General features: G+C 62.0%; 18 protein-coding genes. 7 read left to right on the top strand and 11 right to left on the bottom strand.

Annotated elements, in window-relative coordinates:
• Window positions 1-21 precede the first annotated feature (21 nt).
• From clpP to lon, 3 genes are read left to right on the top strand one after another with little or no spacing between them, the layout of a single operon-like run.
• Window positions 22-642, top strand: a complete 621-nt coding sequence (gene clpP / locus STHERM_RS02880) for an ATP-dependent Clp endopeptidase proteolytic subunit ClpP (protein ID WP_013313389.1) — start codon at window positions 22-24, stop codon at window positions 640-642.
• Entirely contained in the window at window positions 620-1,858 is a 1,239-nt protein-coding gene (clpX, locus tag STHERM_RS02875; protein WP_013313388.1) for an ATP-dependent Clp protease ATP-binding subunit ClpX, read from the top strand. Before clpP ends, clpX begins: the two co-directional genes overlap by 23 nt.
• Complete coding sequence (gene lon / locus STHERM_RS02870) at window positions 1,855-4,236, top strand: endopeptidase La (RefSeq protein ID WP_013313387.1); 2,382 nt, start codon at window positions 1,855-1,857, stop codon at window positions 4,234-4,236. Before clpX ends, lon begins: the two co-directional genes overlap by 4 nt.
• Here the strand turns inward: lon and STHERM_RS02865 are convergent, their stop codons facing one another.
• The gene (locus tag STHERM_RS02865; protein ID WP_013313386.1) at window positions 4,237-4,926 is read right to left on the bottom strand and encodes an SDR family NAD(P)-dependent oxidoreductase; all 690 of its coding nucleotides are present in this window, start codon (window positions 4,924-4,926) and stop codon (window positions 4,237-4,239) included.
• Window positions 4,927-5,092: 166 nt separating this feature from the next.
• Here STHERM_RS02865 and STHERM_RS02860 point away from each other — a divergent pair, with 166 nt between their 5' ends.
• The 3 genes from STHERM_RS02860 to STHERM_RS02850 all read left to right on the top strand — a co-directional run bounded on the left by STHERM_RS02860 (window position 5,093) and on the right by STHERM_RS02850 (window position 7,627).
• Window positions 5,093-5,491, top strand: a complete 399-nt coding sequence (locus STHERM_RS02860) for a hypothetical protein (RefSeq protein WP_013313385.1) — start codon at window positions 5,093-5,095, stop codon at window positions 5,489-5,491.
• A gap of 153 nt (window positions 5,492-5,644) precedes the next feature.
• Window positions 5,645-6,616 (top strand): DHH family phosphoesterase, encoded by a 972-nt coding sequence (locus STHERM_RS02855; protein ID WP_013313384.1) that lies wholly within the window; start codon window positions 5,645-5,647, stop codon window positions 6,614-6,616.
• A gap of 90 nt (window positions 6,617-6,706) precedes the next feature.
• Entirely contained in the window at window positions 6,707-7,627 is a 921-nt protein-coding gene (locus STHERM_RS02850; protein WP_013313383.1) for a hypothetical protein, read from the top strand.
• On the opposite strand, the gene sufU is transcribed toward STHERM_RS02850, so the two are convergent.
• The 10 genes from sufU to STHERM_RS02800 all read right to left on the bottom strand — a co-directional run bounded on the left by sufU (window position 7,537) and on the right by STHERM_RS02800 (window position 14,782).
• On the bottom strand, window positions 7,537-7,977 hold the full coding sequence (gene sufU / locus STHERM_RS02845) for a Fe-S cluster assembly sulfur transfer protein SufU (protein WP_013313382.1): 441 nt from the start codon (window positions 7,975-7,977) through the stop codon (window positions 7,537-7,539). The two genes, STHERM_RS02850 and sufU, sit on opposite strands and share 91 nt — an antisense overlap.
• Window positions 7,970-9,211: a cysteine desulfurase gene (locus STHERM_RS02840; protein ID WP_013313381.1), complete on the bottom strand. Its 1,242-nt coding sequence runs from the start codon at window positions 9,209-9,211 to the stop codon at window positions 7,970-7,972. Before STHERM_RS02840 ends, sufU begins: the two co-directional genes overlap by 8 nt.
• Window positions 9,198-9,500 (bottom strand): non-heme iron oxygenase ferredoxin subunit, encoded by a 303-nt coding sequence (locus STHERM_RS02835; protein ID WP_013313380.1) that lies wholly within the window; start codon window positions 9,498-9,500, stop codon window positions 9,198-9,200. The genes STHERM_RS02840 and STHERM_RS02835 overlap by 14 nt, the downstream gene beginning before the upstream one ends.
• Window positions 9,484-10,605: a SufD family Fe-S cluster assembly protein gene (locus STHERM_RS02830; RefSeq protein WP_148223853.1), complete on the bottom strand. Its 1,122-nt coding sequence runs from the start codon at window positions 10,603-10,605 to the stop codon at window positions 9,484-9,486. The genes STHERM_RS02835 and STHERM_RS02830 overlap by 17 nt, the downstream gene beginning before the upstream one ends.
• Window positions 10,598-11,995 (bottom strand): Fe-S cluster assembly protein SufB, encoded by a 1,398-nt coding sequence (gene sufB / locus STHERM_RS02825; protein ID WP_013313378.1) that lies wholly within the window; start codon window positions 11,993-11,995, stop codon window positions 10,598-10,600. Before sufB ends, STHERM_RS02830 begins: the two co-directional genes overlap by 8 nt.
• Window positions 11,976-12,752 (bottom strand): Fe-S cluster assembly ATPase SufC, encoded by a 777-nt coding sequence (sufC, locus tag STHERM_RS02820; protein ID WP_013313377.1) that lies wholly within the window; start codon window positions 12,750-12,752, stop codon window positions 11,976-11,978. The genes sufB and sufC overlap by 20 nt, the downstream gene beginning before the upstream one ends.
• A 10-nt stretch (window positions 12,753-12,762) precedes the next feature.
• Window positions 12,763-13,101 (bottom strand): metal-sulfur cluster assembly factor, encoded by a 339-nt coding sequence (locus STHERM_RS02815; RefSeq protein ID WP_071650328.1) that lies wholly within the window; start codon window positions 13,099-13,101, stop codon window positions 12,763-12,765.
• On the bottom strand, window positions 13,085-13,522 hold the full coding sequence (locus tag STHERM_RS02810; RefSeq protein ID WP_013313375.1) for an RrF2 family transcriptional regulator: 438 nt from the start codon (window positions 13,520-13,522) through the stop codon (window positions 13,085-13,087). The genes STHERM_RS02815 and STHERM_RS02810 overlap by 17 nt, the downstream gene beginning before the upstream one ends.
• Window positions 13,523-13,614: 92 nt before the next feature.
• Window positions 13,615-14,202, bottom strand: coding sequence for a chromate transporter (locus STHERM_RS02805; RefSeq protein WP_013313373.1), 588 nt, complete (start codon window positions 14,200-14,202; stop codon window positions 13,615-13,617).
• Complete coding sequence (locus STHERM_RS02800) at window positions 14,195-14,782, bottom strand: chromate transporter (protein ID WP_237223333.1); 588 nt, start codon at window positions 14,780-14,782, stop codon at window positions 14,195-14,197. Before STHERM_RS02800 ends, STHERM_RS02805 begins: the two co-directional genes overlap by 8 nt.
• Before the next feature lie 61 nt (window positions 14,783-14,843).
• Here STHERM_RS02800 and speA point away from each other — a divergent pair, with 61 nt between their 5' ends.
• Entirely contained in the window at window positions 14,844-16,757 is a 1,914-nt protein-coding gene (gene speA / locus STHERM_RS02795) for a biosynthetic arginine decarboxylase (protein ID WP_013313372.1), read from the top strand.
• Window positions 16,758-16,804 lie beyond the last annotated feature (47 nt).

Genomic DNA, 16,804 nt, shown 5'->3' with positions numbered 1-16,804 from the left:
TACACCACCTAAGGAAGGAAGATGAACGAAAGGATGAGCCATCTGGTTCCCATCGTCATAGAGCAAACCGGGATGGGGGAACGCTCGTACGACATCTACTCCCGTCTCCTCAAAGACCGTATCGTCTTCATCGACGGGGAGATCAACGACCTGACCGCGGATCTCGTGGTGGCCCAGCTCCTGTTTCTGGAATCCCAGGATCCGGAGAAGGACATCAGCGTGTACATCAACACCCCTGGTGGATCGGTCACCGCGGGTCTCGCGATCTACGATACCATGCAGTACGTGAAACCCGATGTGCAGACCATCTGCCTCGGTCAGGCGGCCTCCATGGGGGCGCTCCTCCTCACCGCAGGCACCCCCGGGAAGCGACTCGCCCTCCCCTCATCCCGCATCCTCATCCACCAGCCCTGGGGAGGCGTGCAGGGGCAGGCCACCGACATCTCCATACAGGCGCGGGAGATGGTGAGGATCAAAAAGCTCCTCATCCACTACTTCGCCCGCCATACCGGCCGCCCCGAAGAGGAAGTGGCACAAGACCTCGAGCGTGACTACTACATGACGCCCGAGGAGGCGAAGGCCTACGGCCTCATCGACGACATCCTCATACGGAGTAAACATGAGTCGCGTCATGAAAAATGACAGAGCCTGCTCGTTCTGCGGCAAGAGCGTCCAGTACGCCCGTAAGCTGATCGCAGGGCCGGGTGTGTACATCTGCGACGAGTGCGTCAATGTGTGCAAGCGCATCATCGACGAAGAGGAGGAGAACCTCACCTGGGAACTCACCGAGGAACTCCCCACACCCCAGGAGATACACTCCTACCTCGATCAGTACGTGATCGGCCAGGACCACGCGAAGAAGGTCCTCTCGGTGGCCGTCTACAACCACTACAAGCGCATCCTCCACGGCCACAAACTCTCCGAAGACGTGGAACTCGAAAAATCGAACATCCTCCTCCTCGGTCCCACAGGGAGCGGAAAGACCCTCCTCGCCCGGACCCTCGCGAAGAAGCTCAAGGTACCGTTCGCCATCGCGGACGCCACCACCCTCACCGAGGCGGGGTACGTGGGTGAGGACGTGGAGAACATCCTCCTCAAGCTCATCCAGGCGGCGGGCAACAACATCGCCGCCGCCGAGCGGGGTATCGTCTACATCGACGAGATCGACAAGATCGCCAAGAAGGGCGAGAACATCTCCATCACCCGCGACGTCTCGGGAGAGGGGGTGCAGCAGGCCCTCCTCAAGATCGTGGAAGGTACCGTGGCCGCCGTTCCCCCTCAGGGGGGGAGGAAGCACCCCAACCAGGAGATGATCCGCATCGACACCACCAACATCCTCTTTATCGCGGGCGGCGCCTTCGTGGGGCTCGACAAGATCATAGAGAGCCGGGTGAGCGAACACCCCATGGGCTTCGGCGCCGAGGTGAAGTCCAGGCGGGAGAAGAACCTGGCCGAGCTCTACGCACAGATGCACCCCGACGACCTCATCAAGTTCGGCATGATTCCGGAGTTCGTGGGACGCTTCCCCATCCACGTGGGCCTCAGGGAGCTCAAGAAAGAGGACCTGGTGAGGATCATCAAGGAACCCCGCAACTCGGTCCTCAAGCAGTACAAAGCCACGCTCAAACTCGACGACGTGGATCTCGTGGTGGAGGACGAGGCAGTCGAGGCCATCGCGGATCTCGCCATACACAGGAAGACGGGGGCGCGCGGCATCAGGGCCATCTTCGAGCACATCATGATGGACGTGATGTACGAGATCCCCTCGATCCCCGGTCCCAAACGGGTGGTCATCACCAGGGACGTGGTACTGGGAGAACAGAAACCGGAAATCCAGCTCCTCAAGAAGAGCGCATGAAGCTGTTCGAGAGGAACCGCACCCGCGGATCGCTCATCCTCCCGGTGATCCCGGTGAGGGATACGGTACTGCTCCCGGGGATGGGCATCCAGATGGCGAGCGAGAAACCCATCGGGATTCAGGCCGTGCTGGAGGCCCGCGACCATGCCCAGAACCGACTCTTCTTCTGTCATGCGAAACCGGAGGCCCCCCCGGACTTCAAGCCCGAGGCAGTGTACGAGGTGGGGACCATCGGACAGATCATCCACCTCCAGCAGAACAGGGAAGGGCACGTCCGTATCATCGTGCAGGGGTTGGAGCGCGCCCGTATCCAGCAGTTCACCAGCCTCACCATCCCCCTCAGGGCCCAGATCAAACCTCTCGAGGAGAACCTCGAGCTCACCGATGAGGTGGCGGCTCTCATGCGCCTCCTGCGGGAGGAATTCCTCGAATACGCCCGGAACGCAGGGGGTATCCCCCCCAAGGTGAAGGAGACCGTCGAGCAGACCGACTCTCCCCTCGTCCTCTTTTCCTCGATACTCCACCACCTTCCGCTTCCTACCGCGACCAAGGCCGCACTCCTCGCCCTCGAAGATCCCAGGGAGTACCTCTCCCGCCTCGGCGAGGAACTCAAGGCAGAGCAGGAGGTGCTCTCCCTCAGACAGGAGATCACCGCCAGGGTGAAGCGGCGGATGGAGCAGAGTCAGAAGGAATACGTACTCCAGGAACAACTCAAGGAGATACAGCGGCAGCTCGGCAAGGACGTGGACGACCCTGCAGGACTCAAAGATCTGGAGGAACGCCTCAAGGCGAAAGTCCTCCCGGATGAGGTGCAGACAAAGGCAGAACGCGAGCTCGACCGCCTCAAGAAGCTCCAACCGCTCTCACCAGAGGCCGGCGTACTGCGGACATACCTCGAGTGGATAGTGGACCTTCCCTGGACAGAACGCACCACGGACAGCAAGGACATCCGGAGGGCCCAGGAGATCCTGGACGAGGATCACTACGACCTCGTGAAGGTCAAGGAGAGGATCCTCGAGTTCATCGCGGTGAGACAGCTCTCCGAGGAGAGTCGGGGCCCCATCCTTTGTTTCGTGGGACCTCCGGGAACCGGCAAGACCTCGCTCGGCAGATCGCTCGCAAGGGCCCTGGGACGGAACTTCGTCCGTATGTCCTTGGGCGGAGTCCGCGACGAGGCGGAGATACGGGGCCACAGGAAGACCTACGTGGCAGCCCTCCCTGGCAAGATCATCCAGACTATGAAGAAGGCCGGTTCCATCAATCCGGTCTTCCTCCTCGACGAGATCGACAAGATGAGCAGCGACTTTCGAGGAGATCCGGCCTCCGCCCTGCTCGAGGTGCTCGACCCCGAACAGAACCACGCATTCGTGGATCACTACCTCGAAGTCCCCTACGACCTCTCCCACGTGATGTTCGTCACCACGGCCAATTCACTCCACACCATACCCTACCCCCTCAGGGACAGGATGGAGATCATAGAGGTCTCGGGCTATTCGGACGTGGAGAAGTTCCATATAGCCGTGAACCATCTCATCCCCCGGCAGCAGAAGGAGAACGGCCTCGATTGGGCCGCGATCACCTTCAGGAGGGAGGCCGTATACCATGTGATCCACCACTACACGCTCGAGTCGGGAGTGAGGGAACTCGACCGAACGATCGGGAGGATCATGCGGAAGATCGCCACCGAAGTGGTGGAGAAGAAGGTGCACCCGGAGAAGGAGGGGCGCCCCTTCTCCAAGGTGATCACGGCGAAGGCCGTGGAACGCTACCTGGGCCCGCCCCGGATCCCCCGGAACACCAGGCCCCTCGAGCCTCGAGTAGGGCTCGCCTACGGCCTTGCCTGGACCGAACTCGGGGGCAGGCTCCTGCCCGTGGAAGCGGTCTCCTTCGAGGGAAGGGGGGATCTCATCCTCACCGGGAGCCTGGGTGACGTGATGAAGGAGAGCGCCTTCGCCGGTCTCTCGTTCCTCAAGGCCCACGCGAGAAGCTTCAATCTCAACGACGAGATCTTCTCCCGCCGGGACATACACATACACGTCCCCGAAGGGGCAATCCCAAAGGACGGTCCCTCGGCCGGCATCACCCTCACGGCCGCCATGCTCTCGGTGCTCACAGGGATTCCCCCTCGCCACGATGTGGCCATCACCGGTGAGATCACCCTCACCGGCCGGATACTCCCGGTGGGAGGGATCAAGGAAAAGGTCCTCGCCGCCCACAGACACGATATCCCCTCGGTGCTCCTCCCGAAAGAGAACGAGAAGGACCTCACCGACGTTCCCCGGGAGGTTCGTCAGAGGCTCTCGTTCGTCTTCGTGGAATCCCTCGCCGAGGCCCTCGCCGTACTCTTCCCCGAGACACCGTTCACACTCAGGACCTGATCACCAGGGAAGCGCCTTGCCCTCGAGGTCCACGTAGAGGGGATGCTCGGGGAGGGTGAGGATGACATCCGCCACCTTCGCCGCCGCCTGCTCGGGGGTGATGGGGGCGGCGGCACCTCCCATGTCGGAACTGAACCACCCCGGGTGGATCGAGCGGACCACCGCCCCCTCCTTGCCGAGGCGGTTCTGGAGGATCCGGGTGGCCATGTTGAGAGCGGCCTTCGACATGCAGTAGGAGTACTCGCTCTCCCTCCAGCAATTCCCTATGGATCCCGCCTCCGAAGAGATGTTGGCGATCCACTTCCTGGGACTCCTGAGTATGAGATCGAGGAACGCGCGGATCACCATGAGAGGGGCCACGCTGTTGGTCAGGAACGTGGGAAGATACACGGAAAAATCCACCCGGGAGAGGTCGGGCCTGTCCTGCTCGAGGTGGACACCCGCATTGTTCACCAGGATGTCGATCGCATCCACGCGTTCGCCGACCTCCCGACGGACCGCCTCGAGCTGCGACTCCTCGGTGACGTCGACCGCATAGAAGAAGCACCGATCGGGATGGGCCTCGACGAGCGCCTCCAGTTCCTTCGAGAGACTCCTCCCCAAGGCATGCACGCTATGTCCCCGTTCAAGGAACGTTTCCACGAGGGCCCGCCCCAGGCCTCTCCGTGCGCCGGTGACAAGGATCTGCATCTCTCCCTCCTCTGCCGATGGTTTTCTCAACACTATAGATCGACACGGCCATGGTATTCCAGCCCGGAATCGCCCCCTTTTTTCGAATTCCGCTTGATTATCGTATGGTATCTTTTATAATCATAAGAGGAGGAAGTCCTTACCATTCCTCAAGGAGGCTCCGGATATGAAGACCATGCGTCGTCTTGCAGGATTCCTGCTGTTCCTGGTTGCAGGCCATCTGCTCATCGCCGAAGTGCTGCCCTCGGACCTCTACGTGAAGACGGTGTACGTGACCAAGGTGTATGCCCACGAAAAAGGGTACAAGGTGCTCTACGTGAAGAGCAACCTCGATATCGGTGAAGTCTACATCCCCCTCTCCTGGGTCGCCGAGAAAAAGGCCGTCATCGTCCCGGGGAACGATCCCGCCTTTCCGTACATGAGCATCTACTGGAAGAAGGGCGAGTTCTTCAAGGTGATCCTCTACGTCCCCGAAAAACCCGATCACCCCGGCTGGGGGATCCTGCCCCGAACCGAGGATGTGTCGGCCCTCTTCGAGGTCGATACCCTCCAGATGGAGTTCTGAACCAGGAACACGCCCCTTCCTCGAGCCCCCTTCCTTCCCGGGAGAGGGGATGAGGAGTCTTTCATCACGAGCGGACACCTCGTAAAGCGCCGGGACCATCCCGGCTGTTCTCATTTTGTGGAAACCCGTGTATGATGGGGCCGGAAGGATCGCATGCAGGTACCGCAGGACGTGATAGACTGGATACAGGAACGAGAGCACATCCTCGTCATAGGTCACAAGGATCCGGACGGCGATTGTGTGGGCTCTCAGATGGCCCTCTCCCTCTTTCTCGGGAGGGTGGGGAAGAAACCCCTCCCCCTTTCGCCCGGGCCCTTCACCTCAGCCGAGGTGCGGCAGTTCGCCCCCTTCTTCAAGACTCGATTCGACGAAGAAGAGCTGGCATTTCTCGAGAAGGTGGGGATCGTGGTGGTGGACACCTCGAGCCCGGAACGCACGGGTCCCTTCCGGGATCTCATATCCAGACACCCCACGCTGGTGATCGATCATCACAGCGCCGGAACACCCTTCGGAGACCTGCGGTGGGTGGAACCCTCGGCTCCCTCCACCACGTTCCTCGTCCAACTCCTCATAGAGGCGATGGCGGGGAACATCTCCCAGGAGGAAGCCTTCTACCTATTCTACGGACTCGCCACCGATACGGGGTTTTTCAGATTCCTCGAGCAGGGATCAGGTGAGGCGTTCAGGGCCGCATCCCGTCTGGTGGATGCCGGGATAAGCCCACGCACACTCTCCCTTGCGATCAACGGAGGGCAGAGCTTCCTCTCGCGGCGGTGGATAGGGATGATGCTGGAGCGCATGGAGCCCCTCTGCGATGGGAAGTTCGTGATCCTCTGCGAGACCAGGGCCGACAGGGAACGGTTCTCCGACGAGCATCGCGAGTCGGATCTCCTCTACCACCTCGTCCTCGACATAGAGGGCTGCGAGGCCCTCGCCGCCCTCCGCGAGGAACCGAACGGCAGGTGCAAAGTGAGCCTCCGATCGAAGGTGTTCCTCGATGTAGGGGCGCTCGCGCGGGAGTTCGGAGGGGGAGGGCACGTGCACGCCGCGGGGTTCGAAACGGATTTACCACTCTCCGAGGCGAAAGCCCTCATCATCGAGCGGTTTCTTCAATTTTGTAAATAGATGTAAAATTTTCTCGACATACGCTCTCCCATCCTGGCATGCCCTTTGCTACCCCTCGAGAGACGCACGGTCTCTCGAAAGGGGGTACGGATGGATCACCTCACCGCTCTCGTGCTCGCGTACCAACGTGGCGGGGTGCCCTTCGAGGCGCTCTTCCACTATCTCGCATGGTTCGTGTACACCTATCCCTCACGGGAGGAAGAACGCTCCGACTTCCTCCTGTTCTTCTACCCGCGTCTCAAGGCACTCGCCCGCAGGTTCGTCTATACCGGCGTTCCCTTCCTCCACTACCTGCGTTCCTCCATGAGGTGGCAGTACCGTACGTTCAAGAGGGTACAGCAGGAACGGGCCTCCCTGGAGCGATCCCTCGTACGAAGGGAGCACGAGGAGGCGGTGCTCCTCTTCGATCCCTCCATGAAACTCGAGGAAGGGGAAGCCGATGCGGTGATGGAAGAGATCGTCGAGTGGATAAGGGGCTCAGCCCCTCACCGGAAACAGAGATTCCTCTGCCTCCTCCTGAGGGAACTCCCATCCCTGCCTCCCCGATGGGAAAGGCCTCTGGCCGCTGCCCTGGACATGGAGGAAGAACGACTCGCTGGCTGTTTCCTCATGCTCCAGGAGAGGGTCACCGAGAGGAAGGCGAGGTATCTTCGTCTCTCCCGGAAGATCAACGAACTCCGCATGGAGATACGCCTCCTCGAGGACAGACTCTCCCGGGAGGGGAAAGGATGCGATCGGGATGCGTTCAGGAAAGGCCTGGAGAGGAGGCGACGCCAGCTCGCCCGGCTCGAGAGGAGGCGCAACGGTATCCCCCTCAAGCCGCGGCACAGCGATATCGCCGAGGTCCTGGGGATTCCCAAGGGTACCGTGGATTCGGGGATCCACTACCTCCTCAAGGAGCTCTCCTCGAGGAGACCGCCTCAGCGGGAGGGGATATCGCTCCGGAGTTTAGAGATTTCGTCGAGGAGGGCGTGCCAGGGGAGCGTGGCGCACTTGACTCTCACGGGATAGGCGGAAAGCCCCGAGAATACCACCAGGTCACCGAACTCCTCGAAGGGGGTGGGATCCTCCCCCCGGATCATGCGGATCACCTTCTCCGCCAGGGCGAGGGCCTCCTCCACAGTCTTTCCCTTCAACAGCTCGGTCATGATGGAAGCCGATGCCGTGTCGATGGCGCATCCCTTCCCGTCGAAGGCCACCTCTTCGATCACTCCGTCATGGAGCTTCACCTCCAGCTTCACCGAATCCCCGCACGTGGGATTCTCGTGGGCGCGGGACTCAGGTATGTGGGGAAGCGGCCTCTTGTTCCGGGGATGCCGATAGTGGTCAAGCAGGATCTCCTGGTAGAGCTCATCATGCATGGCGAAAGAACTCCTGCACCTTGATGAGGGACGAGACCAGTATATCGATCTCCTCCTTCGTGGTGTAGAGGCCGAAACTCGCCCTCGCTGTGGCCGGTACGCCGAGCTTGCGCATCGCGGGCTGGGCGCAGTGGTGTCCCGCCCGGACCGCCACCCCTTCCCTGTCGAGGAGCTGTGCGATGTCGTGCGGGTGCACATCCTTGAGCGTGAACGAGACGATCCCGGCCTGGTGGGGGATCCCAGGGCCGTAGAGGGTGATGTCAGGTACCTGCTTCAAGGCCTCCAGGGCATAGGCGGTGAGTTCCCGCTCGTGCGCCGCCACCGCCTCCATCCCCACCTCCCGGAGGAATCGCACCGCCTCAGCGAGGCCCACGGCCCCTTCCACGTTGGGTGTACCCGCCTCGAACTTGTGAGGCACCTCGTTCCATGTGGCTGTCTCCAGGGTCACCGAGCGTATCATCTCACCCCCCCCGAGGAAGGGGGGCATCGCCTCGAGGAGTTCCTCTCGCGCATAGAGCACCCCTATCCCCATGGGGCCGTACATCTTGTGCCCGGAGAAGGCGAGGAAGTCGCAGCCGAGGGCTTCTATGGAGATCGGAAGGTGGGGGACGGCCTGGGCCCCGTCGAGGAGGACCAGGGCACCCCGTCGATGGGCGTACTCGACGATCTCTTCCACCGGGTTCACGGTGCCGAAGACGTTGGAGACATGCACGAGCGAGACGAGTTTCACCCGTTCTGTCCAGAGTTCGTCGAGGGAGGCGAGGTCGAGCATACCGTTCTCGTCAAAGGGAAGGAAGGCGAGCTGTACACCCTTCCGGCGGGCGAGGAGCTGCCAGGGGATGAGGTTGCTGTGGTGCTCCATCTCGGAGAGCACTACCACGTCCCCCGGCTCGAGAAAGGCCTCGGCCCACGTGTGGGCCACCAGGTTGATGGCCTCGGTGGCGTTCCGGGTGAAGACGATCTCCCGTTCGCTCCCCGCTCCGATGAACCGGGCCACCTCCCGGCGCGCCTCTTCATAGAGCGACGTAGCCTCCACCGAGAGGGTGTGGAGCCCCCGATGTACGTTCGCGTGGTGCTCCCTGGCATAGGAGCGCATCGCCTCGATCACCCTGGAAGGTCGCTGCGTGGTGGCGGCGTTGTCCAGATACACGAGGGGCCGCCCTCCCATCCGCCGGGAGAGTATGGGAAACTCGGCCCTGAGCGCTTCCACGTGGTACCCTCTAGCAACGGACATAGACGTATCCATCCTCCACCTTCACTTCGTAGGTACGTACATCCTTGGTCGCGGGGAGGCTCAGCACCTTCCCTGTCCTGATATCGAACCGCGAGCCGTGTTTGACACAGTAGACCTCACCCTCCCACACCTCCCCCTCGGAGAGGAGGCTGAACTCGTGGGAACACACATCGTCTATGGCGTAGACACCGTCCTCCAGTTTGAAGAGGGCGATCCGCCTCTTCCCGCACTGGACGCTCGCAGCGCGCTGGAACGAGTCCACGGGTACGGTCCTATGCCACTTCGCCACGGAGCGCAACCCCTTTCATCCGCTTCACCTTCCGTTCGGCACGACGTGCCACTCTCTCGGCGAGGGAGGAGGGGAGATGATCGGTCACCGCCCTGATGTGAGCCGCAGCCAGGAGGCCCACCGCCTCCTCCTCGGGGATTCCCCGCGACCTCAGGTAGAAGAGCTCTTCCTCCCGCACATGGCCCGTGGTGGAGCCGTGGCTGCACCGCACATCATCGGTCCCGATACTCAGCGTGGGGATGGAGTAGGAGGCGGCCTCCTCGGAGAGGAGGAGGTTCTTGTTCGAGAGATAGGCATCGGTGCCGCGGGCCGAGCCTGCCACCTCGATGAGGCCCTGGTACACCGTGCGGCCGTCCTCTCCCGCCACCGCGTGGTACTGGGCGAGGCTCCTCGTCTGCGGACCCACGTGCTCCTGGACCGTGCGTGCATCGTAGTGGTCGCCCCTTCCGGCCACCATCACCCCCCGCAGGAAGGCCTCCGCCCCCTCCCCCGCGAGTCGCACGTGGACCCGCTGCTTGGTGAACCACGACCCCGTCACCAGGCTCGCGTGTTCCAGCACGGCGCCCCGCTCCACCTCACCCCACACGTGCACCACGCGCGCCGCATCCGCGCGCCGCGCCCCCTCGTCCACCAGCACCACCCTCGCCCCTTCACCCACCCATACACTCACCAGCACGTTCAGCACACTTCCACGCCCCCCCTCATGCACCAGCCGGACCACCCCCTGATCACCCGGCCGCGCCTCCACCAGCACGTGCACATCCGATCGCACACGCTCCCCCTGCCGTATCCGCACTACCCGCTCCCCCCCACCCGTCCTCACCCACACCACCTCCTCACTCCCGAGCGCCCGTGCGAGGAACACGTTGTCCAGCCTCCCGGAAAGCCGCTCCAGCATCGCGAGCACCGCCGGGGACTCTCCCGCACCGGCCTCGTCGCCTTCCACCAGCACCCTCACCCCGGCATTGGACCTGCGCTCCCAGTCGAGCACCGTCACATCGGTCCTCCGCCACTCCTCCTCGCTCCGGGCCGGAAGCCCCATCCCCGAAGCCTTTTCCCTCGCCACTCGGGCAATATCCTGCAACGACGTATACTCCTTAACCAACGGAACCCTCCATTTCGAGCTCGATGAGCCTGTTCAGCTCCACCGCGTACTCCATGGGGAGCTGCTTCACGAGCGGATCGATGAACCCGTTCACAATCATAGCCGCCGCCTCATCCTCCGAGAATCCCCTCGACATGAGGTAGAAGAGCTGCTGCTCGCTCACCCTGCTCACCTTCGCCTCGTGTTCCATGTGCACATGGGGCGACTTGATCTCCATGTACGGGAACGTCCTGGAAACCGACTGCGGGTCCATGATGAGGGCATCGCACACCACGTGTGAGCGGGCACCCCTCACCCCCTCCTCCACCCTCACCAGACCGCGGTACGTAGCGATCCCGCCGTCCTTGCTTATGGACTTGGAGGTGATCACCGAGGACGTGTGCGAGGCCGCGTGGATCATCTTCGCCCCCGTGTCCTGCTCCTGCCCCTTGCCGGCGAACGCGATCGAGAGCACCTCGCCGTGGGCGTACGGCCCCATGAGGTACACCGAAGGATACTTCATGGTCTTCCGACTCCCGATATTCCCGTCGACCCACTCCACCGTGGCGTGCTCGTAGGCCACCGCCCGCTTGGTCACCAGGTTGTACACATCCCCCGACCAGTTCTGGATCGTGGAGTAGCGCACCCGTGCACCCGGAAGCGCGATGATCTCCACCACCGCGGCGTGGAGCGAGGCCGTGGTGTAGACCGGGGCCGTACACCCCTCTATGTAGTGCACGAAACTCCCCTCGTCGGCGATGATGAGCGTACGCTCGAACTGCCCCATGTTCTGGGTGTTGATCCTGAAGTACGCCTGGAGCGGGATATCCACATGCACCCCCTTCGGCACGTAGACGAAACTCCCGCCCGACCACACCGCCGAATTGAGGGCCGCGAACGTATTGTCGCCCGGCGGGACCACGGTCCCGAAGTACTTCCGCATCAGATCCGGATACTCCCTCACCGCCGTCTCGGGATCACAGAAGATCACCCCCTTGGAGGCGAGCTCCTCCTTGATACTGTGATACACCATCTCGGAATCGTACTGCGCCCCTACCCCGGCCAGGTACTTCCTCTCCGCCTCGGGGATCCCCAAACGGTCGAACGTCCGCTTGATGGTCTCGGGCACCTCATCCCACGACCGGCCTGCCCTATCGGTGGGTCTAACATAATAGTAGATATCGTCAAAATTAAGGGCTGAGAGATCCACGCCCCACGTCGGCATGGGCTTCGACTTGAATATCCGGTAGGCCCTGAGCCTGAACTCCCGCATCCAGTCGGGCTCCTCCTTGTAGTAGGAGATCCTCTTCACCACCTCCTCGGAGAGCCCCTTCTCCTCCTGGACCACCGGCTTCACCACGTCGGAGAAGCCGTACTTGTACTCACCGAAATCAATTGTGGACGTACTCATGTTCGTCCTCCTCTATGCCGAACTCCTTTCGCAACCACTCGTACCCCTTCGCCTCGAGCGTCTCGACCAGATCCCTCCCTCCGGAGGTGAGGATCCTGCCGCGATACATGATGTGCACGAAATCGGGATGCACGTGTTCCAGTATCCGCTGGTAGTGTGTGATCACGAAGGCGCAGAACTCAGGTCCTCTGAGCGAGTTGATCCCCTCGGCCACGTCCTTCAATGCATCGATGTCGAGCCCCGAGTCGATCTCGTCGAGGATCGCGAACCGGGGACGGAGCATGAGCATCTGCACAATCTCCATACGCTTTTTCTCACCACCCGAAAACCCCTCATTGAGGGAGCGGTTGATAAACTCCTGGGAAAGCCCCATCCGCGTCAACGCCTCCTTGAGCTCCTTGATCATCTGCGTCACCGGCATGTTCCGGGCCGGATGCTTCTCGAGCACCCGCTTCACGAACTTGCCCGTGGTGAGCCCCGAGACCTCGGCCGGGTACTGGAAACCGAGGAACAACCCCCGCACCGCCCGCTCCTCGGGCGGCAGTTCCAGGACGTCCTCACCGTCCAGGAGGATCCTCCCCCCGGTCACGGTGTAGGACGGATGTCCCATGATCACGTGGGCAAGGGTACTCTTCCCCGACCCATTGGGCCCCATGAGGGCATGCACCTCACCGGTGCGCAGGACCAGATCCACCCCCTGGAGGATGGGCTTTCCTTCGATCTCGGCACGCAGCCCCTCTATGCGAAGTTCCGCCATGTAGTACTCCTTATATCGGATATCCGAGGCTGAAACGCGCAGCCTCGCTCATGAAATCGGGCGTCCAGGGGGGATCCCACACCAGCCTCACCACCAGGTTGTCGGTGTGGGCCACCTTTCCCACCTCTGCACGGATCGCCTTCTCTATCACCTCCCCGAGGGGACACCCCGGATAGGTGAGCGTGAAATCCAGTTCGATCCTGTCGGGGAAGACGTCCACCCGGTAGACCATCCCCAGGTCGGTGATGGGGAGCCCCAGCTCAGGATCGTAGACATTGCTGAGGGCCTCGTAGACCACCTCCCTGGAGACCGGAGGCTTCTTCCCCCGAGCGTCATCGTGCGAACTCATACGCACCTCCGATGAAACGGGAGAGGGGCAGGCTGTAGACATGCTGCTCTAGGAGGGACACCAGGTCGATCACCCCGGGCCTCATCACGCAGAACTCGGGCACCTCACACCCGTCCCTGCCGCAGGGGAGGATCACCCGCTCGTCGAGCGCCCGGGCTACCTCACCTATGGTGAGCTCAGAGAGGGAACGCTCGAGCACATAGCCGCCGTGCACCCCCTGTACAGCCCTGAGGACCCCCGCCCTCCCGAGACGCTGCAGGATCTTCCGCAACCTCGCCTCGGGGAGCCCGGTGGAAGAGGCGAGCTCTCGAGACGAGACGAGCCCTCTGACCCTGGAGAGATGGGCGAGCGCGATCAATGCATACTCGAGGTCCCTGTGAATCCGTATCACCGCCTCTCCTTCAAATAGGACCTTTTCCATCCTATTTGAAGGATAACATACTTTTTTTTACTGTTTCCGTCAAGATTATCCACGAACTCCGACACGATGTCGTACACCGCAGGCGGCTTCCCTCACCCGCCCCACCCCGGCACCATCAAGCCCACCAACATACCCGCCGCCGCTCCCCCGAGGATCACCCAGACGGGGTGGAGGCGCAGGGTCCTGAAGACCAGGAACGCCGCCGCCGCGATGAGCAGCGAGATCCCGTCGACACCCGGACCGAGGGGAATCCGCAGCGCCTCGGGCGGATGGTCGAGGAGAGCCCCCCTGCCTACCACCCACACAGCCGACCCGATGAGCCCCACCACCGCGGGTCTGAGACCCGAGAAGACCGCCTCCTTGAGCGGGGCCTTCTCCCATCGCGCGAGCCACCTTCCCACCACCAGCACGAGGAGGAACGAGGGCAGCACCACCCCCACGGTGGCCACCAGGGCACCCGGCACCCCCGCCACCCTGAACCCCACGAACGTCGCCATGTTGATCGCCACCGGCCCCGGCGTCATCTCCGCGATCGCCACCACGTCGGCGAAGACACGCGCGGAAAGCCACCCGTGCCCCTCCACCTCGGAGGCGATGAGGGGGATCATGGCGTATCCCCCCCCGAAGGCGAACGCCCCTATCTTGAAAAACGAGACGAAAAGCCCCCACACCTCACTCATCCGAGCGCCTCCCCGTCCGCCACAACGAAGCGAGAAGCCCCAGGACGCCTGCGCCCAGGAGCACGAGTACCGGGTGCACCCCCAGCACCACCACACACACCACCGCGCCCACCGCGATCACCCCGCTCCACGCATCCTTCACCGTGCTCCTTCCCACCGAGAGCACCACGGATGCGAGGAGCCCGAGCACCACCGCCCGCATCCCGGCGAACGCATGTCCCACCAGCTCCACATGTACGAACCGATAGAGCACGCCCGCCACCAGCAGGATCACGAGGAACGAGGGGAGCACCATACCGAGCATCGCGGCGAGCGCACCCCCGACCCCGGCCAGGCGCATCCCCACCAACGAGGCGGTATTGATCGCCACCGCCCCCGGGACCGACTGGGCTGCGGCAAGGATATCGAGCATTTCCTTCTCCTCGAGCCACCGCTTACGCTCACACAGGTCTCGCTGGATGAGGGGGATCATCGCGTACCCTCCCCCGAACGTGACCGCCCCTATGGAGAAGAAGGTGAGAAAGAGCCGGGCCTTTCCCGTCACGGCACCATTCACGCTGAGCCCTCCTCTCTTCCACATATGGTCGGAATCATAGTATAGTGAAAGACTACGAATCCACAAGAGAGGTAAAGAGAAAGGGATGGCACGCAAGGAGATAAAGGCCTGGACCATAAAGGACTCTGACGAATACTACGGGATAAGCAGATGGGGAGGCGACTTCTTCGGCATCTCCGAATCCGGCGAGGTCACGGTGAAGCTCTCCACCCCCGAGCGGAAGACAGAGGAGGTGAGCCTCTACGAGATCGCCCAGAAGGTGGTACAGGGCGGGCTCTCGTTCCCGGTCCTCCTCAGATTCAGGGACATCCTCAGGGCGAAGATCCACGAACTCAACAACGCCTTCCTCTCCGCCATCAAGGAGAGCGGCTATCGGGGAACTTATCGGGGCGTCTTCCCCATAAAGGTGAATCAGCAGCAACAGGTCATAGAGGACATAGTGGAGATAGGTCGTCCCTTCCACTACGGACTCGAAGCCGGCAGCAAGGCGGAACTCTTCATCGCCCTGTCCCACCTCCGCGACAAGGAGAGTCTGCTCGTGTGCAACGGCTACAAGGACAGGGAGTTCATCGACCTTGCCCTCTACGGCACCAAGCTCGGCCACAAGGTGGTGCTGGTGATCGAGCGCCTCTCCGAGATCCGGACAATCATCGAGCGCTCCCGCGCGCTGGGTATCCTTCCGTTCCTGGGCATCAGGGTGAAACTCTCCTCGACCACCCCGGGCAAGTGGTCGGAGAGTTCAGGAGACCAATCCATCTTCGGCCTCACCTCGCACCAGGTCGTCTCCGCGGTAAAGATCCTCAAGGAAGAGGGGATGCTCGACCGCCTCGTCCTCCTCCACTACCACCTCGGCTCGCAGATCCCCGACATCAGGCACATCCGCTCCGCGGTGAAGGAAGCGGCCAGGTACTACGCAGCCCTCTACAAGGAGGGGGCGACGATGGGACACCTGGATATCGGAGGGGGCCTCGCGGTGGACTACGACGGCTCGCAGACCAACTTCCACTCGAGCCGGAACTACACCCTCAAGGAGTACGCCACCGACGTGGTGGAAGAGGTGATGGAAATACTCGACCCCGAGGGAATCCCTCACCCCACCCTGGTGAGCGAATCCGGACGATTCGTGGTGGCGTATTCGAGCGTCCTCCTGTTCAACGTCCTGGACTCCTCGAGTCTCACCGTTGCTCCGGACCAGCTCTCCGTCCCCGAGGAGTGCTCGCCCACGCTCAAGGAACTCATCGATATCTACAATTCCATATCGGTGAAGAACGTACAGGAGGCCTTCCACGACATCATCTACTACCGCGATCTCATCCGCTCCCAGTTCATCATGGGCGACATCCCTCTCTGGGAACGAGGTCTGGCCGAGCTCTATTTCTGGAACGGCATAGAAAAGCTGGTGAAAGTGGCGAAGCAGCTCAAGTATGTACCGGAAGAGATAGAAGAGGCCGAGGCGAGCCTCGCTCACATCTACTACGGCAACTTCAGCGTCTTCCAGTCGCTCCCCGATGCGTGGGCCATCGATCAGCTCTTCCCCATCGTCCCCATCCACAGGCTCAACGAGCAGCCGGAGATCCCTGCCATCATCGCCGATACCACCTGTGACTCGGACGGAAAGATAGACACCTTCATCGACATCTACGACACCCGCCCCTACCTCCTCCTCCATCCCCTGAAAGACGAGGACTACATCATCGGTATCTTCCTCGTGGGAGCCTACCAGGAGACATTGGGAGACCTCCACAACCTCTTCGGTGACACCCACATAGTGAACGTTGCCCTGGACGAGGACGGCGAGATCGTCTTCGTGAACGAGGTGGAGGGCGACACCGTGGAGGACATCCTCAGCTACGTGGAGTACATCCCCAAGGCCATCCTCCACCGCCTCAAACGCAAGGTGGAACAGGCCCTCAAGGAGAAGAAGATCGGCCTCCCGGAGAAAAAGGCCATCATGGAGGCCTTCGAGGAAGGCATGCGCGGATACACCTATTTCGAGTGACGAGACCCCCTCCATTTGAAAATACGGTCGCCCTTCTCCTATACTTT

Origin of the sequence: Spirochaeta thermophila DSM 6192, assembly GCF_000147075.1 — a bacterium.
In the GTDB taxonomy this organism is placed as follows: domain Bacteria; phylum Spirochaetota; class Spirochaetia; order Winmispirales; family Winmispiraceae; genus Winmispira; species Winmispira thermophila_A.
Note: the sequence above shows the minus strand (reverse complement) of the source record. Positions and strands in the feature narration are given on the sequence as shown.